This window comes from Marinobacter sp. F4218 (genome assembly GCF_019443085.1).
GTDB classification, from domain to species: Bacteria; Pseudomonadota; Gammaproteobacteria; order Pseudomonadales; family Oleiphilaceae; genus Marinobacter; species Marinobacter albus.
This window is the reverse complement of sequence record NZ_JAHZIL010000003.1, coordinates 1345917-1366782: the sequence shown is the minus strand read 5'-3', so window position 1 is coordinate 1366782 and position 20866 is coordinate 1345917. Positions and strand designations below refer to the sequence as shown.

Sequence of the window (20866 nt, the reverse complement as noted above, 5' to 3'; positions counted from 1 at the left end):
CCGGCGTGCCCGCGGCTTCCGGGTTGCGGGCTTTCCAGATGCATAGTGGGGCTGGGGTAATGTACAAGCGAATCCGCAAGCAACTGAACGGGAATAACAAGGCGGTCCATAAGCCTCGCGGCAGTTGCTCAGGAGTTGACCATGTGCCCGAGTTTGAAGCCCACCGCCATATCCGGTTGCTGACCTTCAATATACAGGTGGGCATCAACACGTCGTCCTATCAACATTACCTGACCCGAAGTTGGCAGCACATCCTCCCGCATCGCAAGCGGATCCAGACTCTGGACCGGATTGCCCACCTGATCAGTAATTACGACGTCGTCGCGCTGCAGGAATGCGATGGCGGTAGTCTGCGCAGTAACTATATCAACCAGGTTCAGTACTTGGCGGAAGCCTCAGGCATCCCGTATTGGTATCAGCAACTGAACCGTAATCTGGGGCAGATTGCCCAGCACAGTAACGGTCTGTTGAGTCGCTTCCGGCCCCTGGACGTCACCGAGCACAAGTTGCCCGGGCTCATCCCCGGACGGGGCGCAATCATCGCCCGTTACGGTTCCGCGGAGGATCCCCTGGTGCTGGTGCTCATGCACCTGTCCCTCAGCAAGACCGCGCAGCAGCGCCAGCTTGGCTACATTCGCGAGCAGATTGCCGACTACCGCCACGTGGTCTTGATGGGGGATATGAACAATCACGCGGAAGAACTGCTGACTCAGACGCCGTTGAAGGATACGGACCTGGTGCCGTTGCCGGATTCGGCGCACAGCTTCCCAAGCTGGCGACCGGAGAAGGCGCTTGATCACATTCTGGTGAGTCCGTCGCTGGAGATCCGCCGCTCCGAGGTGGTCAGTTACCCGGTCTCGGATCATTTGCCGATCGCCATGGACGTGGCCTTGCCCAAGGGCTATCTGGAAACCTTTTAACTCGCCGGGTAGTCAGGCACAAAAAAACCCGGCGCCTGGCCGGGTTTTTCTGGATGCCGGATCAATGATTACTTGATCTTGGCTTCCTTGTACGCAACGTGCTTGCGGACAACCGGATCGTACTTTTTGATCTCGATTTTTTCCGGAGTGTTACGCTTGTTCTTTTTGGTCGTGTAGAAGTGACCAGTGCCTGCGGATGATACCAGCTTGATTTTCTCGCGCATGATGCGGCTCCTTAAAATTTCTCGCCGCGGGCACGAAGGTCTGCCAGCACAGCGTCAATGCCTTTTTTGTCGATGATGCGCATACCCTTGGTGGAAACGCGCAGCTTCACGAAACGCTTCTCGGACTCAACCCAGAAACGGTGGTTCTGCAGATTCGGCAGAAAACGACGACGAGTGTGGTTCATCGCGTGGGAAACGTTGTTACCGGATACCGGACGCTTACCGGTAACCTGACAAACTCTGGACATACTTGCCTCCGACCTGAGCAATGGTCTCAATAATACGAATTCGTTTTTAATGCGTCTCTGGTTGCTGAGGAGCGCTTGCGCCCCTGTTCGAGCCTCTAAACTGAAGGCTGCTCGCCAGACGCCGCCAGAAAGGGACGCTTTTATACCAGAACTCGCCCCCCAACGCAAAAAATTGTTGGGAAATTGGCCAGTTTTCCGGAGGCCACGTTCCGGCAGTCACATCAATCCCCGTTCAGCGAGCGATATTACCTCACCGTGGCCAACAACCATATGGTCAAGAACCCTGATATCGACCAAATCAAGCGCTTCCTTGAGTCTTCGGGTCAGCGCGATGTCGGCCTGGCTGGGTTCGGCCACCCCGGACGGGTGATTGTGGGCGAAGATCACCGCGGCCGCGTTATCGTCCAGTGCTTGGCGGACCACCTCGCGCGGATAGACGGCGGCACCGTCGATGGTACCGCGAAACAATTCCCGGTACTGGATGATCCGGTGCCGGTTATCAAGGAACAGGCCCGCAAACACTTCGTGAGGGTAAGTGGCAAGACGGCTGGTCAGAAAACGCCGGGTGTCTTCCGGTGAGCGCAGCGGGTCGCCCTGGCGTAGCGGTTCGTCCATCACGCGCCTTGCCATTTCCATGGCGGCCTGGACCTGTGCGTACTTGGCGGTTCCAAGCCCTTTCACACCGCAGAACTGAGTACGTGAGGCTGTGATCAAGCCGCGCAGACTGCCGAACTCGGAGATCAGGGCGCGGGCCATCGTCATCACCGGGGTGCCGGCTGTGCCGGTGCGGAGAAAGATCGCCAGTAACTCGGCATCGGAAAGTGATGGAGCGCCGTGAGTGAGCAGGCGTTCCCGGGGACGTTCGTCCATGGGCCAGGCGGGATTGGGCATGGTTGCTTCCTTGCAGATCGGGTGGTGTCGTGGCGGGCGCGTCCGGCGCCGGGATGTAAGTCTCAGGGTTACAAAGGTTACTTGAAAAAGTAACAATCGGTAAACGTCAGGATGGGTAAGCAGGCTGCCTGTAATGGCAGAGCGTGCTATCTTATAAGCCTTTATTTTTACGAGGATACGGAGCCCGTATGGCTGCCAAACGAATTCTGCTCGGCATCACCGGTGGCATTGCCGCTTATAAAAGTGCAGAACTGGTTCGTCTGTTGAAAAAGGCCGGTCATAGCGTGCGGGTGGTGATGACCCGGGGCGCGGAGGCCTTTGTGACGCCACTGACGTTCCAGGCGCTCAGCGGCGAGCCGGTGCGCACCTCCTTGCTGGATCCGGAGGCCGAAGCGGGTATGGGGCACATTGAGCTGGCGAAATGGGCCGATCAGGTGGTCATTGCGCCGGCCTCCGCCGATTTCATTGCCCGCCTTGCCCAGGGCATGGCCGATGATCTTCTCACAACCCTGTGCTGTGCCACCGAGGCGCCGATTGCCGTGGCCCCGGCGATGAATCAGGCGATGTGGGGCAATCACCGCACCCGGCGGAACATCCGGCTGCTGCAGGAGGACCCTCAGATCACTCTGTGGGGGCCGGATCAGGGCGAGCAGGCCTGTGGTGATACCGGCCCGGGCAGAATGCTGGAGCCCCTGGTGCTGGCCGGACTCATAAACAGCGACGGGCGCGATGGTCCACTGGCGGGAAAGCGGGTGGTGATCACCGCCGGCCCGACCCGCGAGCCGATCGACCCGGTGCGTTACATCAGCAATCACAGTTCTGGCCGGATGGGCTACGCCCTGGCTGCAGCGGCCCGGGATGCCGGCGCTGCGGTGGTGCTGGTCAGCGGGCCGGTGACAATTCCGGTACCGCCGGGTATTCAGGTTCGCAACGTGGTCACGGCCGAGGACATGTTGCGTGAATCCTCTGCCGCCGTTGATGAGGGTTGCGACGTGTTTATCGCCAGTGCGGCGGTGGCTGACTATCGCCCGGAAACCTGTGCCGGCGACAAGATCAAGAAGTCCAGTGACCAGATGGTGTTGCCCCTGGTGCGCAACCCCGACACGCTGGCGACGATTGCCGCGCGGACGGACGCGCCTTTCGCCGTTGGTTTTGCCGCGGAAACGACCGATGTGGCCCGGTACGCGCGAGATAAAATGCAGCGTAAGAAGCTCCGAATGATCGTGGCCAATGACGTGTCGGTCCCGGGACTGGGTTTCAACAGCGAAAATAATGCGGTCACCGTATTCTGGCCGGAAGGCCAGACATCGATCGGGCCGGAAAGCAAGCAACAGATCGCCGATCGCCTGGTGGCGTTGATCGGTGAGCATCTCAACAGGGCGGCGGACTGACCGATGTTCGCGGCCCGCCTATGCGATAAAGGATGATTCATGACCAGAAAAAAACTGCAGGTGCGGGTCCTTGATGACCGCATCGGACAACAGATTGCGTTTCCGGAATACGCCACCGATGGCTCTGCCGGTCTGGATCTCCGGGCCTGCCTGGACGAGCCACTGACCCTGGAGCCGGGCCAGACGCAACTGATCCGGACCGGACTGTCCATTCACATTGGCGATCCTGGTCTGGCGGCCATGATTCTTCCGCGCAGCGGCCTGGGCCATAAACACGGCATCGTCCTTGGAAACCTGGTCGGGCTCATCGACTCGGATTATCAGGGCGAACTGATGGTGTCCTGCTGGAATCGAGGGCAAACCACCTTCACCGTGGAGGTCGGAGAACGCATCGCCCAGCTGGTGCTGGTGCCGGTTGTGCAGGCTGACCTCGAAGTGGTCTCCGAGTTTGATAGCAGCGACCGTGGCGAAGGCGGTTTTGGTTCAACGGGCACCCACTGAGCCGGCTCTGGCCGAGACGACGGCTATACTTTGCAAAAAATCCTTGTCCAGGATGAAAAAATACAACTGCAGGATGGACTATGAAGCTGGGTAAGAAGAAGACGTCCGACGCGTCCGGTGATGAAAAGCCAACGAAAAAGAAGGCCGCGAAAACTGGCAGGAAAAAGGCGTTGGGCGGGTCAGGGCTCAAGCGCCTCGATTCTGTTGCGACGACCCAGGCTCTGGTTGTCATCCTCGCCGGCGTTGTTGCGGCGGCCCTGATCCACTTCTTCGCCGTTCAGCCTGCGGCAACGGAACGGTTCGCAGCCCAGAAAGCCGTGGAAGCCGATGCGGCGGCGCTGCGGCTGAACCAGTATCTGGAACTGATGCAGGCCAGTGTCAATGGTCTCGCCACCCGGCCGGATGTTCTTGCCGCGTTGACCGGACCCGGTGGCAATGCTGAAGCCGAAGCGAGCCTGGCCGCGGCCCTGCCCGGTATTCAGGCCGTGCATCTGTTCCCCTACGGTGACATACCCCGGACCGCCAGCAACGAAGGCTTGCTGGGGTTCGCCGGACTGGAACTGGCCCGACGGGCGGAAACCGGCAAGCCGCTTCATCCGGATGCCTTTCCCCGCGACAACCGCTGGTTGCTCCAGATGGCCACGCCGGTCCGAAATCTGGCCAATAACGCGGTGGTCGGCAGCCTGCTGGTGATTTTTGAGGCTACCCGACTGCAACCTCTGCTGACGGTCGTCAATTCAGACCTCGGCGGTCAGCTGGCACTCACCCAGAGTGTGGGCGGTGCGGCTCGGACTGTGGTCAGTCAGGGCAGTGCCTCGGGCCCAGCGGAAACCCGGTCGCTGAACAATCCGGACTGGTCGGTGGCCTACACACCGGCGAGGGGCGCGACTGCGCCGGTGGACCTGGTGATGGTGGCCGCGCTGGTGGGGGGGCCTGTACTGGTTGCGGCTATTCTGGTCTGGCTTCTGCTCGGCGGCGCCCAACGCGGGCTCCGGCAGGACATTGCTGCCCTGATCCAGTGGGCGCACAAGGTGTTCGGGGGCGAACGGGTTAAGTTGCCTGCCTTCAAGTGGGACATGGTGGCGTCCACCGGCGAGGTCCTGTTCCGGTTGTCTCAGCTCGTCGACCGGCGCATTGTCAAAGCGGTGGAAGCGGCCCGGCCGAAGAAGACAGCCGGCCAGAAACCGGCGAAGGCACCGGCGGACGAGCCGTTATTTCAGGACAAGGACATGCCGGATATCGACATGTTGGATGGGGACGAAGATGTTCTCGGTTTTGGCAGTGGCGACGACACCGTGTTTGGCTCCAATGCGCCGGAGGTGGAAGAAACTGCGGGGCCGGCCTTGGAGCTTTCACCGGATATTTTCCGGGCTTACGACATCCGGGGCATTGTCGGTGACACCCTGACGGCCGACGGTGTTCAGGTGATCGGCCGGGCCATCGGTTCGGAAGCCAGCGAGCGCGGAATCAATGCCATCTGCGTCGGTTACGATGGCCGCCATTCCAGTACCGAGCTTGCGGATGCCCTGGCACGCGGGATCATGGCAAGCGGCTGCGACGTGATCCACGTCGGGGCGGTGCCGACTCCGGTGCTCTACTTCGCCACCCACGAGCTCCAGACCGGCTCCGGCGTAATGGTTACCGGCAGCCACAATCCCGCCAATTACAATGGCCTGAAGATCATGCTCGGTGGCGAAACCCTGTCGGGTGAAGCGATTCAGAAACTGTATCAGCGTATCCGGACGGGGAATTTCGCCAGTGGTCAGGGTGGCCAGTCCACTGAGGACGTCCGCCGGGCCTATCTCGACCGGATCGTCGGTGACATCGCCGTGGCTGCTCCGCTCAAGGTGGTGGTGGATGCCGGCAACGGCATCGCCGGTGAGTTGGCGCCGATGCTGGTAGAGGAGCTGGGGTGTGAGGTGACCCCGCTCTATTGTGAGGTGGACGGTGATTTCCCGAATCATCATCCTGATCCGGGCAAACCGGCCAACCTGGCGGACCTGATTGCCCGGGTGAAGCAGGAAGGGGCGGACATTGGCCTGGCTTTCGACGGCGACGGCGACCGTCTCGGCGTGGTCACCAACTCCGGCAAGATCATCTGGCCGGACCGCCTGCTCATGCTGTTCGCCCGGGACGTGGTGTCCCGCAACCCCGGGGCCGATGTGCTTTACGACGTCAAGTGCAGCCGGCGCCTCGCCGGTGTGATCTCGGAGGCGGGTGGTCGTCCGATCATGTGGAAAACCGGCCATTCCCTGATGAAGGCCAAGATGAAGGAGACCGGTGCCCTGCTGGCCGGAGAGATGAGCGGTCACATCTTCTTCGGTGAACGCTGGTACGGTTTCGATGACGGTCTGTACTCGGCGGCCCGCTTACTGGAGATCTTGGGCATTGAAGACCGGCACAGCGATGAGGTGTTCGAGGATTTCCCGGAAGATATCAGCACGCCGGAGCTGAATGTCGAGGTGACCGAAAGCAGCAAATTCGCGATCATTGAACGTCTTGGTCAGGAAGGCGACTTCGGCGACGGAAACATCAGTACCATAGACGGTATCCGTGTCGATTACGCCGACGGCTGGGGGTTGTGCCGGGCCTCCAACACGACACCGGTACTGGTTCTGCGATTTGAAGCGGAAACCGAACAGGGTCTGGAGCGGATCAAGGGGATTTTCCGGGAGCAGCTGCACAAGGCGGCCCCGGACGTCACAGCGGATTTCTGAACGCTGCCCAGACAACGTTTAACTAAGGATCAATAGGCAACAAGATGGCGTTGGATCGTGATACAGCAATGCAAGTGGCGTCGGTTCTGAGTCGGGGCCTGCCGTATATTCAACGGTTTACCGGAAAAACCGTGGTGATCAAGTACGGCGGTAACGCCATGGAGAATGAGGAACTGAAAAGCAGCTTTGCCCGGGATGTGGTGCTGATGAAGCTGGTCGGAATCAACCCCATCGTTGTCCACGGCGGCGGGCCCCAGATTGGTGAACTGCTGGAGCGCCTGAATATCAAGTCCCGCTTCGTGAATGGCATGCGGGTCACCGATGCTGAAACCATGGATGTCGTGGAGATGGTCCTCGGTGGCCAGGTCAACAAGGAAATTGTGTCGCTGATCAACGCCCAGGGAGGCACTGCCGTGGGTCTGACCGGAAAGGACGCCAACCTGATCCGCGCCCGGAAACTGGAGGTGGTCGACCGTTCTCCCGAACTGGAACGTCCGGAAATCATTGATATCGGGCACGTGGGCGAGGTCGCCAGCGTCAACGTCGATGTCATCGACATGCTCACCCGCAGTAACGTGATCCCGGTGATCGCGCCGATCGGGGTTGGCCCGGACGGTGCCTCCTACAACATCAATGCCGACCTGGTTGCCGGCAAGGTTGCCGAGGCGATGAAGGCGGAGAAGCTGATCCTCCTGACTAACGTGTCCGGACTGAAGAGCAAGGAAGACAAGGTGTTGACCGGCCTGACCGCTCAACAGGTCAATGACCTGATTGAAGACGGCACCATTCATGGTGGCATGTTGCCAAAAATCCGCTGCGCCCTGAACGCGGTCGAGAACGGCGTTCGAACCTCACACATCATCGACGGCCGTGTTGCCCACGCGTGTCTGCTGGAAATCTTCACCGACGAGGGTGTCGGTACCCTGATTTCCCGCAACTGATGCCATTGCCTTAGGAGTCTTGGGATGAAGCGCCTGTTCACGTTGCTGGTCCTTGTGGGCCTGGTTGGTTTTGTGGCCTTCAAGGGCGCGGTCTGGTGGTTGGCAGATCAGCGCCTGGCTGAGATGCGAACCGCACTGGAATCCTACGGGGTGCTTGAGCGGGGAACCATGAGCTCGGGGGTGGACGGGCGCCTGGTGCTTTCCGGCAGCAGCTGGCAGGACTTCCGCCTGACCCGTGCCCTGGAGATCGGTCGGGTGGAGCTGGATGCGGGCTCACCGGTCGATCTCCTCATGGCGCTGGCGGATCCCGCGTCGTTATCCGGGAGCTGGTCGTTGCAGGCCGAAGGGATCGGTCTCGTGCTTGAGGCGACCATGTTCCGCAACTGGGTAACCGCCGAGGGTGAGAACAGCGCCGGTGAGCCGGCCCTGTTCGTCCTGTCCTGTGCGCCGGATCCCCGTCAGCGACTGGGCAGCGGGGATCTCATGCGCATGGGCATTACCGGTCTGGGGGGCGAGTTCCTGCTCCAGCAGCGCGCCAGAGGGCTGTCTATAGAGTTGAATACGGCGGGTACCGGCAGTGTGGAGCTGGACTGGCCCGGTGCCCGGATCAACCTTCTTGATCTCGAAAGTCTGCCAGAGAGCAGCGCCGAGCCGATGACGGTCACGCTTCGCGACGGTGGCCTGATGCGACGGGTCGCGGCCTATTGCGCCCGTGAAGCCGGCCTTGAGCCGCCGGAATGGGCCGGTCGGGTGCTGGCGGCGTTCCGCGAGGGCCTGCAAGCCCGGGGATTGGTCGCCAGTGATCAGTTGCTGGCGCTGTACCGCCAGTGGTTGCTTGAAGGCGGCGAGTTGACGGCAACGCTGGATCCGGCGGCTGAGACCATGGGCATTCCGGTCTACCCGGCCAATGGCGGGGATGACGGCACCGACTGGCAGGTGGCCTACAATGGCGCCAGGGTACCGGATGTGTTTCTCCGTGAAGCGCCCTTGATTGCCGAGGCGCCGGCTGACGAGGGAGCCGGGGCGGCCGCCTCGGAAGAGAATCCCGATGTGGAAGGGTGGTATGCTGGCTCCATCAAGACCGCCGGGCAGTGGATTGATCGCAGGGTCCGGGTGACGCTTTCCAACAACAACGTGGTGGAGGGGCGTCTGGTCAGTGTCAGCGACCGTGAGCTGGAAGTTGCCCGGGTGGTCGCCGGAGGAGAAGTGGCCTACCCGATGCTGGTTCGCGCTATCACGGACCTCGAGGTCTGGCGCCGCGGCCGCAAGTAACGACCCTTAAACGGGTCTGAGGAACACCTATGTCTCAGTCTGCAGTCAATACCGCGTCGGTGCCCGGCATTAAGGACATGCTGGCGCGCCTCATATCCCTGCCGTCCATCAGCAGCGCTTCCGCCAACTGGGATCACAGTAACGAGCCGGTGGTCCGGACACTGGCCGAGTGGCTGGAGCCGCTCGGCTTTGCCGTCGAGATCCTGGAAGTGCCGGGTATGCCGGGCAAGTTCAATCTGATCGCGACCCTCGGGAGCGGGCCGGGTGGCCTCGTACTCTCCGGCCACACCGACACTGTGCCGTACGATGACAAGCGCTGGCAGAGTGACCCCTTTACCCTGACCGAACGGGACGACCGCTGGTACGGCCTGGGCACCTGTGACATGAAGGGGTTTTTCGCACTGGCCATTGAGGCCGCCCGGGAGTACGCCGGAATGACCTTGAAGGAGCCGCTGATCATTCTGGCGACCGCCGACGAGGAGAGTTCCATGAACGGCGCCCGGGCGCTTGCCGAGGCTGGCAAGCCCAAGGCCCGCTATGCGGTGATTGGTGAGCCCACCAGCCTGAAACCGGTGCGCATGCACAAGGGCATCATGATGGAGCGCCTGAAGTTCGAAGGCCAGTCCGGCCATTCCTCGAACCCGGCTCTGGGCCGCAATGCCCTCGAAGGCATGCATGAGGCCCTGACCGAGTTACTGGCCCTGCGCAGCCAATGGCAGCAGCAGTACCACAACCCGAACTTTGAAGTTCAGGTGCCAACGCTGAACCTGGGGTGCATCCACGGAGGAGATAATCCCAACCGTATCTGTGCCCAGTGTGAGCTGCACTTTGACCTCCGGCCCTTGCCGGGCATGGACATGGAGGCCCTGAGGCAGGCGATCCTGAACCGGGTTCAGCCGGTTGCCGAACGCCGCGAGCTGGGGATGGTTTTCGAGCCCCTGTTCGACGGCGTGCCTCCCTTTGAAACACCGGCCGATGCGGCCTTGGTGAAGGCCTGTGAAAAACTGACCGGACACACTGCCCATGCCGTGGCGTTCGCAACCGAGGCACCCTGGCTGCAGAAGCTGGCGCTGGAGACGCTGGTTTTGGGGCCGGGATCCATCGACCAGGCTCACCAGCCCGATGAGTTTCTGGAACTGTCCCAGCTGGAGCCGACAGTCCGGATCCTGAAGGGGCTGATCAGACAATTCTGTCTTTAGACTGCCTGTAACGACTGATTTGGAGAGCGGGTTGAAATCGAACGACTGGCTGCACGGGTTCCGCCACTCATCGCCCTACATCAATGCCCACCGGGGTCGGACGGTGGTGTTGACCATTCCGGGTGATGCCATTGAGCACGGCAATTTCATCAACATCATCCATGACATCGTATTGCTGAGCAGTCTGGGTGTGAAACTGGTGGTGGCCTTCGGCGCCCGTCCCCAGATCCAGGCCCGACTTGACGGCGCTGGCGTGGAGTCGACCTTCGCACGGGGGCTGCGGATTACGCCTGAGCAGCACTTGCCCATGGTGATGGAGGCCATCGGCGGCCTCCGGGCCTATCTGGAGAGCCAGCTGTCCATGGGGTTGGTGAATTCGCCCATGCACAACGCCCGGATCCGGGTCAGCAGTGGCAACTACGTTGCAGCCCGACCGGTTGGCGTGCTCGACGGTATTGATTTCGGCCATACCGGCAAAGTCAGGCGGATCGACGTGGCGGGCATTGAAAAACTTCTGGAACTGGGGAACATCGTGCTGCTGCTGCCGCTGGGCTATTCCCCCACCGGCGATGTTTTCAACCTGTCCTACGAAGATGTGGGCAGTCAGGTCGCGGCCGCATTGCAGGCCGAAAAGCTGATCGTCTTCATCGACGATCAGGGCCTGCTCGAGGAAGACGGTTCCCTGATCCGCGAACTTTCGGCACGGCAGGCATCGGAACGCCTCGCCGCCGGCGCCGTGACCGGTCATGATGCGTCGCTGTTGCGGGCGGCCTGTGATGCCTGTGTCAAAGGTGTTCGCCGGGCCCATATCATCAGCTATGTTGATGACGGCGCACTGCTGGAGGAAATGTTCACCCGGGATGGCTCAGGAACCCTGGTCAGCGGAGACAACTACGAGCAGATCCGGCAGGCCCGGGTTGAGGATATCGGCGGTATCCTGGAGCTGATTCAGCCGCTGGAGGAGCAGGGCATTCTGGTCCGCCGGTCCCGGGAAATGCTGGAGACCGAGATCGACCGGTTTGTGGTGGCTGAACGGGACGGCACGATCGTCGGTTGCGCCGCCCTGTACAGCTACCCTGAGGAAGAGAGCGGAGAGCTGTCCTGTTTTGCCGTGGATCCATCCTACCGCCGGGCGGGCCGGGGTGATGAGATTCTGGCCATGGTTGAAAAACTGGCGAGGACGCAGGGCCTCCGTAAACTGTTCGTGCTGACTACCCAAACCGAGCACTGGTTTCGGGAGCGGGGTTTTCAGACATCCACCGTGCAATCCCTGCCGGGACCCAAGCTGGCCTCCTACAACACCCAGCGCAACTCAAAAGTCTTCTACAAACCGCTCTGACAGCGCGGACAGTCGACGTGAGCGCTCGGTTTCCGGGCGCTTGGACAGCGCTTCCACCGCCCGATAGAACGCCTCGAAGTCATGGTTCTGGTCTCTGAGCAACTGACGAAACCCCGGGACATGCTGATTGTATTGCCTGAACAGCGCGAGGTTGGCGTTGTTCAGGCTGGTCGGGTTTTCGCCGAACGGACCGGGCTGGGTCCATTGACTGGATAATTCCAGATAGTCCTGAAGCAGCTGTGCCAGCAACTCGGCTTTTTGTTCGCGCAGGGTCTCCACCGGAAGACGGTCCCGCTGTTGGTAAAGTGACTCCAGTCGTGTGGTGGTCGTTTCCACCAGCGCCAGGGTCTGGTTGCGCTGCTGCAAGCGCTCGAATGCCCGCTGGAACGAGTCGGGATTGCCCTGACGATCAGACCACAGCTTCAGACCCTCGAGTTCGACGGCAGTCGCAAAGCTTTCGTTAAAGGCGGTGTCGTCACCGATGTAAACGACCCGGTGTGCCAGTTCGTGGAACATCAGGGCGACCATCCGGTCGTCGGACATACGGGTAAAGCCGGAATGCAGCGGGTCGTCGAACCAGCCCAGGGTCGAATAGGCCGTCACCCCGCCGATGAAGGTATCGTAGCCGGTTTCCCTGAAGTCGGCCTGTTCTGCCACCGCGTCGTCGAGCTCGAAATAGCCCCGGTAGGCCTGGCATCCAAGCACCGGATAACACCAGCGGTGGGGCTCCAGGGAGAACTCGGGCACCGCCACCAGATTAACCACCACCCATGGACGGTCCAGGGCAACGTAGTCGGTGAAAGCGTCGCCCACCGGCAAGCTAAGGGCATCGCGGGCAAACCGCCGGGCCTGCTGGCTGGTGGTCAGTTTCTGTTTCAGGTCATCGGGTGTGGTGCCGCGGGCAATGAGCCCGTCCACCGAATCCCCGTTCATCATCAGGGACAGGTGACCGCTCACCGCCTGGCTGTAGTAGCCAATGGTCGTACAACCGGTAACGCCGGTCACCAGTAGCAAAAGAAGATATATCTGACTAAGCTGTTTCATGGGTCAGGATATTATAGTGGCATGGGTTACCTGCGGGGGACCAAGCCGATATATTACAGACATGGTTCCCATAGTTGCAGGTGGCATTTGCCACTGAGTCCAGGGATGAAGGCCTGATTCGGTGGCGGCGAGCGCCGGCGAGTGATGGCCATTGCGAATGATCAGGTAGTTCATGGATCCGAGAGAACGTCGTAGTAGTCCCCGTAAACCCATCAAGCTGGCGGCCCAAATTGATCTGGGGAATGGCGAAACCTGGCCCTGTCAGATAGCGGATTTTTGCCCGGAAGGGCTGTTCGTTCGCTATTCGGGCGATACCTCCCGCAAGCTTGATCGGGCGTTGATGTCCGGCAACCCGCCGGAATTGGTCGTGCGTTTCCGGGGTCTCGACGGTCTTCGCCGACACGAGCTGCACGTCAGTATCGTCCGGCGAATCGATGGTGCCATGGGCGTCAACTTCACCCGCTCGAACCCCGCCGCCGTCGATGCCATGCTGCAGCAGTGCGGCAGCTCCCGCAACCAGGACCGAGCCTCGCTCAGAGCCCCCAGTGATCGCGTCCAATATGTCCTGCACCAGTCGGCCAAGGCGGTCATCCAGTTCATTGAACCGCTAATGGACAACTGTTTCGTGCAAATGGTGGCCGGACTCAAGGAGGCGGCCCAGAAAGCTACGAATGACCAGCAGGCTAACGAGTTCATGGATGCCTCCGGGCAACTGCAGGCCCGGCAGCGAGTGATTTGGCACCAGATGGCCCGGACCCTGGAGTCGCCCTTGAAGCCTGCGCCGAAGGGCTTTCCCGGTTCCGAGCTATCCGTGGTGGACAAGGGTGAGTTCGAAGACTGGCTGACCATCCGGGTGATGGTGACCAAGGCCGACACCCAGTATCGCGGCGACCTGCTTCAACTCAAGCTGCGCCTGGACAAGCTGGGCATTGCCAATGCCACTGGCCATCACAATCCGCTCGGGCCCTCGCTGGTCTGTGAGTCGTTCCACGCCGGGCTGAGTCAGCTGAAAGCGACCCGGGAGGTGGAGAAGGTCTGCCTGAAGGTGTTTGAGCAAATCGTGTTGCAGCAACTGGGACCCCTGTATGAGGAGCTCAACAATATCCTGATCCGACAGGGTGTGTTGCCGGACCTCGACCTGAGCAAGTACCTGAGCGACCAAGCCGCCACCCGGCCGGAGTCCAAGCCCGCCGAGGCCCCGGCGCCGAAACCGGAGCAGAAGCAGAAGGTGCAGGTCCCGGAGCAGTCCCGGCCGAAGAAACCGACACCCGGCTCCATCCGCCCCAAGGCCTCCCGCGCCGGCGGCGAGTTCCGCGGCTACGCCCAGGCGGCGCAGACCGCCTTTGCCACAGTCCGCAATCTGCTTAATACCCTGAGCGCCAGCCGGGTTGCCCAGGGCGATGCCGAACCAGTGGCCTTTCCGCCGAATGCCCGGCCACTTTCGACCGGGGAGCTGCACCGGGAGCTGCAGCAGTTGCAGGTGCAGGCCGCCGCTCCCGATGCCGACACGGTGACACTCAAGGAACGGGTGGTGGAAAAGGTGCGGGCCAGTGGCGACAACAGGCTTGATGAGGAGCAGCAGGGCACACTGGATGTGGTCGACCGGTTTTTCCGGTCGGTGGTCGAGAGCCCGAAACTGAGCGAGTACGCCCAGGAACGCATGCGCCAGCTGGAAGTGCCGGTACTCAAGGTGGTGATGCGGGATCCCGCGTTTTTCGACGACCAGGACAGCCCGGTCCGGGGCGTGATGAACCGGTTGGCACAACTCGGTGTGAAAGGTGGCCGGATCAATCCGGTCGTGCAGCGCAGGGTGGATGAGCTGATCCAGCGTATCGCCACGGATTTCGAACAGGATACGGGGGTGTTCGAGCAGACCATGCAGGAGCTCGATGCCCTCATTGATCGCCAGAACCTGGTCTATAGGCGCAATGTCGAACGGGTGACGGCGGCCGCCGAAGGCGCGCAGAAGGTGGCCGAGTCAAAACAGGCCGTTGCCGATGTGCTGAACGAGAAACTGGCCGGTCGCAAGGTCCCCAAGGCCGTCCTCAGCCTACTGGACGGCGGCTGGCGCGACCTGCTTTCACTGACCTGGATCCGTCAGGGGCCGGACAGCCAGCTCTGGCAGGACTATCTGTCGGTTATCGATTCGCTGCTGGCCTTTGCCGTCGACCCCCGCAGCACCATCAACCTCCCGGAGCTGTTGCGGGTGATCCAGGACGGGCTGGCGTCAATCTCCAGCAACCACATGCCGTCGTCCCAGATTCGGGATGAATTGAAGCAGTTTCTGGTGCGCAGCCCCGACAAAGTCCCCGACCTGGTGGAGGTGCCACCGGTACAGCCCGATAAGAAAGACACAAAGGTATTGTCAGAGCGTGAGCAGCGCAGCCTGCAGCGCTGGGTCAACCGGGCTCAGCAGTTACGCACCGGTGACTGGCTCCGGGATCAGGAAAAGCCCGACGAGCCCCAATACATTCGTCTGGTGTGGATTGCCCGGGGATTCAGTCGCTTCGTGTTTGTGAATCACCAGGGCATGCGCGTGGTCGAGTTGGAACTGGACGCGCTGGCCCGCCAGATGCGCAAGGGCATTATCGTTCCGGACAATCAGTATGAGCGGCCCCTGGTGGATGAAAGCATCGACCGGATGGTGCGCAAGGTCTACGACCAGCTGTCCTGGGCTTCCACCCACGACGAGCTGACGGGGTTGCTGGGGCGCCGCGAGTTCGAGCGCATGCTGGATCAGCAACTGGCCCGGCGGGAAGACGAGCGGACGCTGGTCCGGCTGGACCTGCGCCGGTTCCGTTTGCTCAATGATACCGCCGGCTATCAGGCGGGCGACGCGACCCTGAAAATGGTGGCGGATCTCCTGGGGCGGGCCGTGGAAGATGGTATGCCCCTGGCACGCCTGGCGGGCAATGAGTTCGCCCTTCTGGTGCCCGCTGAAAACGCCTTGCAGATGGCTCGTGACCTGGTCAGCTCGATCGAAGCCGCAGAGTTCAGCTTTGATGGCCGTACCTACCGTTTGTCGGCGAGTGCGGGTGTGGTTCCGGAGTTGCCTGCACTGGCCAGCGCCGAGCGCTGGCTGAGGGCGTCGGAGCAGGCGCTGGCGGCAGCCAAGCAAGGAGGGCACGGCAAGGTTGCGGAATATTCGCTGGATGCCGGCGATCAGGCCCGTCAGGAGCAGATCGCCGCCAAGGTGGCGGGTCTGAGTGATCTCAACGAGGAGCGTATGCTGTTGCGCTGCCAGAAGATCATACCCCTGCATGCCCAGGCGTCGATGTCGCCCCAGTACGAAGTACTGATCAGCATGTACGACGATGCCGGCACCCTGATTACCGGCCGCGATTTCGTGCGCATGGCGGAACGGTATGACCGCATGCAGGCGGTGGATCGCTGGGTGGTCGGGCACATGCTGGACTGGTTGCAGGCGAAAGCCCCGGATCCCCGGCACATGGGAGGGATTTGCATCAACCTGTCCGGCTACTCCCTCAATGACCAGTCGTTGCTGGAGTTCATTTACGAGAAACTGAGCCAGAAGGACGCGCCCATCGAGCGGCTCTGGTTCGAGCTCACCGAGGCGTCAGCCATCAACGATGTCGAGGCGGTGGCGGATTTCATGCTGGAGATGAAGGAGCTGGGGTGCCGCTTCTGCCTGGGCAATTTCGGCAGTGGCCCGAGTTCGTTCCAGTTCATGCGCTCGCTGCCGGTGGACCTGATCAAGATCGACAGCACCTTTACCGGCCAGCTCAACTCGAGTGAGACCGATCGGGCGATGGTGCAGTCGATGGTTGAAATGGCGCATTACATGAAGCGGGAAGTTATTGCCTCCCAGGTTGAATCCCGTGACATTCTGGATATGCTGGCACAGCTGGGCGTCGATTACGCTCAGGGCTTCGTCGTCGAGAAACCCCGTCTGCTCGACAGTCTCATCTGATTTCCGGACCCAATCTGTATGTCCAAGCGCCACCCGATTATTGCTGTTACCGGTTCTTCCGGTGCCGGAACCACCACAACCGGCCAGATCTTCAATCGCATGTTTGCCAGCGAGGGACTGAGTGCGGCGATGGTCAGTGGCGACAGCTTTCACCGGTATAACCGGGAGCAGATGGCCCGGCTCGCCGCCAAGGGCCAGTTTGGCGAGCGCAACCACTTCGCGCTGGCGGCCAATCACATCGACAAACTCGAAGCCCTGTTTTATGACTACGCCCACACCGGCAATGGCCGGTATCGTCAGTATGTGCACGATGAAGACCGGGAGCTGATGGCCGCCGGTCACAAGCCGGGCACGTTCACTCCCTGGGGGCCGCTGCCCGCCGACACCGATCTGTTGTTCTACGAGGGGTTGCACGGAGGCGTGGTCAGCGATGCCTACAACATCGCCCAGTACGTGGACCTGTTGATTGGCGTGGTGCCGATTGTGAACCTGGAGTGGATCCAGAAGATTCGCCGGGACACCAACAAGCGGGGCTATAGCCAGGAAGCGGTGGTGGAGACCATCATCAACCGGATGGACGACTACGTTCACGACATCGTGCCGCAGTTTTCCCAGACCCACATCAACTTCCAGCGGATTCCGCTGGTGGACACCTCCAATCCCTTTGTCGTGCGGGATGTGCCGACCGAGGACGAAAGCATGCTGGTGATCCGGTTCCGGGATCCGTCCGAGGTGGATTTTCCGTACCTGCTGCAGGTCATCGCCAACAGCAGCCTGTCCCGTCACGACACCCTGGTGATACCGGGAACAAAAATGGCGCTGGCCATGGATCTGCTGGTGCGACCCATGGTTCAGCGCCTGATGGCCCGTAAGCCCTTCGCCTGAGGCTCGTCAGGCCGTCAGTCGGCCGTCCCGGAAGTCCTGCAGCGCCTGTTCGATCTCCTCGCGCGTGTTCATCACAAACGGGCCATACTGCACTACCGGCTCACCGATGGGCTTACCGGCAATCAGCAGCAGCCTGGCGCCGTGTGTGCCCCCGGCGATGGAAATCCGGTCACCGTCCCCGAGCACACTGGCTGCGTTGCGTTGCAGGCTCTCACTGCCCAGGCTGGCCTCGCCGTCGTAAAGGTACAGCAGGCCGTTGTGGGTTGCCGGCACCGGCAGGGTTACACGGGCGTTGCTATCCAGGTGAATGTCCGCGTAGACCGGCTGGGTGCTTCGCCCTGTCACGGCACCGTGCCGGGTGGCACCTCCAATCTCCATCGTTCCGGCAATGAGTTTCAGTCGGCCACCGTCAAAGTCAATGTCGGGAATGTCCTCGGGCTGGATGTCACGGTAGCCGGCTTCGATCATCTTTTCCGACGCCGGCAGGTTCAGCCAGAGCTGGAAGCCGCGCATCACGCCTTCCTCCTGCTGAGGCATTTCCGAGTGGATGATGCCGCGCCCGGCGGTCATCCATTGCACGCCGCCATTGCGCAAATCGCCTCGGTTGCCCAGATGGTCCTCGTGCAGCATGTGACCCTCGATCATGTAGGTCACCGTTTCGAAGCCGCGGTGCGGGTGCGACGGAAACCCGGCAATGTAATCCGCGGCCTCCGCAGATCCGAATTCGTCCAGCATCAGGAAGGGATCCAGACGCAACGAGGGCTGTTGGCCCAGTGAGCGCTTGATCCGAACCCCGGCGCCATCGGATGTCTCGGCGCCCGGTATGATCTGCCTGAGAGTGCGTTCAGTCATGACTGACCTCCTCCGATTATGGAATAGTTGCCGGTTCAGGCGGTCAGGGTCTCGATAGCCCGACTGGCCTGGTTCAGGGCCGTCTTTTTCTGGTCATCACCCATGTTCAGACCTTCAGCGTAAACAAAGTGCAGATCCTTCAGGCCAAGAAAACCGAGGAACGAACGCAGGTAAGGCGTCTGCGAGTCATTCGGCGTGCCGGCATAGATGCCACCGCGGGCTGCCAGGATATAAACCGGGCGATCCTCAAGCAGACCAACCGGGCCATTCTCAGTGTAGCGGAAGGTAACGCCGGCACGGGCAATGTGATCAAAATAGGCCTTCAGGACGGACGGAATGCCGAAGTTGTACATGGGCACCCCCATGACCACCACGTCGGCCTGGTTGAGCTCATTGATCAGTGAATCTGAATAATTGACCACCCGCTGCTGGTTGTCGCTGCGGTCGTCCTGTCCGGTCAGGAATGCGCCGAACCGGGAGGCATCCAGATGCGGAACCGGCTCTTGGGCCAGATCGCGATGGGTGGTGCGGATCTCGCCATGGGTCTGTTTCAGCTGTTGCAGAGTATGCTCTACCAGCTGGGAGGACTGACCGTCCTGGCCGAAGATGCTTGCGGTGATGACAAGTACGTTTTTCATGTTCAATCCCTCCGAGGGTGATCCGAATGGTATGGAGGTATTGAACTGCGTCGGGGGCAAAGATGAAATCGGAGAATCTTGGAAGGTTTGTTCAGAAATTTTGACGATTGGACCGCGCGCCCTTGAGGGCGCGCCCGGCCCGGTATGAGGCGCGTTATTCCACGTTCCGGGAGTAAAAGATCTCCAGCATTTCCCGGCGCAGCCGGTCTTCGATGGATTGCGCTTCTCCTGGCTCAAGATCGCTGGCGTTAACGCCGAACACGTAGTTATCGAGCTTGAAGTTCTTGAGCATCATCTTGGTGTGGAACAGGTTTTCCTGGTACACGTTGACATCAATCATCTGGTAGGCGTTCTGGGTGTCTTCCGTCAGATAATTCTGGATCGAGTTGATGTCATGGTCGATGTAGTGCTTGGTGCCATCAACGTCGCGGGTAAAGCCGCGAACCCGGTAATCCACGGTGACCACGTCAGAGTCGAAGCTGTGGATCAGGTAGTTCAGCACCTTGAGCGGGGAAATCAGGCCGCAGGTGGACACGTCGATGTCGGCCCGAAAGGTGCTCACGCCATCGTGGGGGTGACTCTCCGGGTAGGTGTGCACCGTCACGTGGCTCTTGTCCAGGTGGGCGACAATGGCGTCCGGCAGCGGACCGGGCGATTCTTCGTTATCCGGTTCTTCCCCGTTGGTCAGCTCGTGCTCGGCAATCAGCATGGTAACCGAGGCGCCATGGGGCTCATAGTCCTGACGGGCTATGTTGAGCACATTGGCGCCGATGATCTTGACGACGTCGGTCAGGATCTGGGTCAGCCGTTCAGCGTTGTACATCTCGTCGATGTAATCTATGTACGCCGCGCGCTGTTCTTCGGTCTGCGCATAACAGATATCGTAGATGTTAAAGCTCAAGGATTTGGTCAGGTTGTTGAAACCGTGCAGCTGGAGTTTGGTTTCCATGCTCAGCCCCTCCGTAGAATGGAGATGAATGACTGCAGAAATGCTTTAGTGCGTTCTGCCGAGGCCGCCACCGACTACTGACCCGGTTGTATACCTTTTGCGCAGACCGGCGGAGAGGGTGCGTATTATGCACACCGCGAGTGACGTTGAATAGTCTTGGTGCATCATTTTAGCATCCGTGATTGCCGATGCATCCGGACCGGTGCGCAATGCCCGCGGCCGGTCCTCTGGCAGCCGGTCAGGGGGATTCCCGAACCGGGTTATTCGGCCTCGCGGATTTCATGACTGTGAGTGATTTCAACACCGGCCTGCTCGAGCATGATCGAAGCGGAACAGTACTTTTCAGCGGACAGGCTGACGGCGCGTTTTACCAGGTTTTCCTTCAGGCCGTGCCCGGTGACGACGAAGTGCAGGTGGATCTTCGTGAAGACAGCGGGGACGGCGTCAGCGCGCTCGGCGTCGAGCTCGGCGTGACAGGCCGTCACATCCTGCCGGCTTTTCTGCAGAATGCTCATGACGTCAAAGGACGAGCACCCTCCGAGGCCCATCAGCAGCATTTCCATCGGGCGCGGGCCGAGGTTTTCGCCGCCATGATCAGGCGGACCATCCAGCTGAACACTGTGGCCGCTGCCACTGGTGACTTTGAAGCTGGCATTTCCGGTCCAGTCAACGCTTGCTTTCATTGCGGGTACTCTCCGTTCCATCAGGCTGGTGTGCCGGTCGGCCCGGCAGTCAAAGTTGGTATAGTTGGCCGGATGCTAGCATAGTCCCAGGTTCGGGGCAGCCGGGTAGAAATTGACCGAATACAACTTGTGGACGGTTTCCGGTTGCCCAAATCAGGCCTTCTTGTTATAAGTTGCGCTGTTTTTGAATAAAAATGAACGAACCCGCAGGGAAAGCCGGGTGCATAACAAACATCGGGAC

At 60.8% G+C, this 20866-nt stretch carries 18 protein-coding genes; 10 read left to right on the top strand and 8 right to left on the bottom strand.

Annotated elements, in window-relative coordinates:
• Window positions 1-59 precede the first annotated feature (59 nt).
• Window positions 60-920 carry an endonuclease/exonuclease/phosphatase family protein gene (locus K0B93_RS10285; protein WP_219867120.1) on the top strand — a complete coding sequence of 287 codons (861 nt, stop codon included), beginning with the start codon at window positions 60-62 and terminating at the stop codon, window positions 918-920.
• 68 nt (window positions 921-988) lie between these two features.
• Here the strand turns inward: K0B93_RS10285 and rpmG are convergent, their stop codons facing one another.
• From rpmG to radC, 3 genes are all read right to left on the bottom strand, one after another.
• On the bottom strand, window positions 989-1144 hold the full coding sequence (gene rpmG / locus K0B93_RS10280; RefSeq protein WP_008173465.1) for a 50S ribosomal protein L33: 156 nt from the start codon (window positions 1142-1144) through the stop codon (window positions 989-991).
• 11 nt (window positions 1145-1155) lie between these two features.
• A complete protein-coding gene (gene rpmB / locus K0B93_RS10275; RefSeq protein ID WP_008173462.1) occupies window positions 1156-1392 on the bottom strand; it encodes a 50S ribosomal protein L28 in 237 nt (78 codons plus the stop codon).
• Between the two features lie 216 nt (window positions 1393-1608).
• The gene (gene radC / locus K0B93_RS10270) at window positions 1609-2283 is read right to left on the bottom strand and encodes a RadC family protein (protein WP_219867119.1); all 675 of its coding nucleotides are present in this window, start codon (window positions 2281-2283) and stop codon (window positions 1609-1611) included.
• 188 nt (window positions 2284-2471) lie between these two features.
• On the opposite strand from radC, the gene coaBC reads away from it, so the two are divergent.
• The 7 genes from coaBC to argA all read left to right on the top strand — a co-directional run bounded on the left by coaBC (window position 2472) and on the right by argA (window position 11643).
• Window positions 2472-3674 (top strand): bifunctional phosphopantothenoylcysteine decarboxylase/phosphopantothenate--cysteine ligase CoaBC, encoded by a 1203-nt coding sequence (coaBC, locus tag K0B93_RS10265; protein WP_219867118.1) that lies wholly within the window; start codon window positions 2472-2474, stop codon window positions 3672-3674.
• A 39-nt stretch (window positions 3675-3713) separates the two neighbouring features.
• Complete coding sequence (dut, locus tag K0B93_RS10260) at window positions 3714-4175, top strand: dUTP diphosphatase (RefSeq protein ID WP_219867117.1); 462 nt, start codon at window positions 3714-3716, stop codon at window positions 4173-4175.
• A gap of 80 nt (window positions 4176-4255) precedes the next feature.
• A complete protein-coding gene (locus K0B93_RS19415) occupies window positions 4256-6892 on the top strand; it encodes a phosphomannomutase/phosphoglucomutase (RefSeq protein WP_324124674.1) in 2637 nt (878 codons plus the stop codon).
• Between the two features lie 44 nt (window positions 6893-6936).
• Window positions 6937-7833 carry an acetylglutamate kinase gene (gene argB / locus K0B93_RS10250; protein WP_219867116.1) on the top strand — a complete coding sequence of 299 codons (897 nt, stop codon included), beginning with the start codon at window positions 6937-6939 and terminating at the stop codon, window positions 7831-7833.
• A 24-nt stretch (window positions 7834-7857) separates the two neighbouring features.
• Window positions 7858-9105 carry an acetylornithine deacetylase gene (locus K0B93_RS10245; protein WP_219867115.1) on the top strand — a complete coding sequence of 416 codons (1248 nt, stop codon included), beginning with the start codon at window positions 7858-7860 and terminating at the stop codon, window positions 9103-9105.
• A 29-nt stretch (window positions 9106-9134) separates the two neighbouring features.
• Window positions 9135-10304, top strand: coding sequence for an acetylornithine deacetylase (gene argE, locus K0B93_RS10240; protein WP_219867114.1), 1170 nt, complete (start codon window positions 9135-9137; stop codon window positions 10302-10304).
• 31 nt (window positions 10305-10335) lie between these two features.
• A complete protein-coding gene (argA, locus tag K0B93_RS10235) occupies window positions 10336-11643 on the top strand; it encodes an amino-acid N-acetyltransferase (protein ID WP_219867113.1) in 1308 nt (435 codons plus the stop codon).
• Here the strand turns inward: argA and K0B93_RS10230 are convergent.
• Complete coding sequence (locus K0B93_RS10230) at window positions 11617-12687, bottom strand: aminopeptidase (RefSeq protein ID WP_219867112.1); 1071 nt, start codon at window positions 12685-12687, stop codon at window positions 11617-11619. The genes argA and K0B93_RS10230 overlap by 27 nt on opposite strands.
• 172 nt (window positions 12688-12859) lie before the next feature.
• On the opposite strand from K0B93_RS10230, the gene K0B93_RS10225 reads away from it, so the two are divergent.
• Complete coding sequence (locus tag K0B93_RS10225) at window positions 12860-16618, top strand: DUF1631 family protein (protein WP_219867111.1); 3759 nt, start codon at window positions 12860-12862, stop codon at window positions 16616-16618.
• A gap of 18 nt (window positions 16619-16636) precedes the next feature.
• A complete protein-coding gene (locus tag K0B93_RS10220; protein ID WP_219867110.1) occupies window positions 16637-17503 on the top strand; it encodes a phosphoribulokinase in 867 nt (288 codons plus the stop codon).
• A 6-nt stretch (window positions 17504-17509) separates the two neighbouring features.
• Here the strand turns inward: K0B93_RS10220 and K0B93_RS10215 are convergent, their stop codons facing one another.
• The 4 genes from K0B93_RS10215 to K0B93_RS10200 form a co-directional block, all read right to left on the bottom strand.
• Window positions 17510-18355 carry a pirin family protein gene (locus K0B93_RS10215; protein WP_219867109.1) on the bottom strand — a complete coding sequence of 282 codons (846 nt, stop codon included), beginning with the start codon at window positions 18353-18355 and terminating at the stop codon, window positions 17510-17512.
• Window positions 18356-18390: 35 nt separating this feature from the next.
• Window positions 18391-18993 carry an FMN-dependent NADH-azoreductase gene (locus tag K0B93_RS10210; protein ID WP_219867108.1) on the bottom strand — a complete coding sequence of 201 codons (603 nt, stop codon included), beginning with the start codon at window positions 18991-18993 and terminating at the stop codon, window positions 18391-18393.
• Between the two features lie 154 nt (window positions 18994-19147).
• Complete coding sequence (speD, locus tag K0B93_RS10205; protein WP_219867107.1) at window positions 19148-19942, bottom strand: adenosylmethionine decarboxylase; 795 nt, start codon at window positions 19940-19942, stop codon at window positions 19148-19150.
• A gap of 260 nt (window positions 19943-20202) precedes the next feature.
• Window positions 20203-20625, bottom strand: coding sequence for an OsmC family protein (locus tag K0B93_RS10200; RefSeq protein WP_219867106.1), 423 nt, complete (start codon window positions 20623-20625; stop codon window positions 20203-20205).
• Between the last annotated feature and the right edge of the window lie 241 nt (window positions 20626-20866).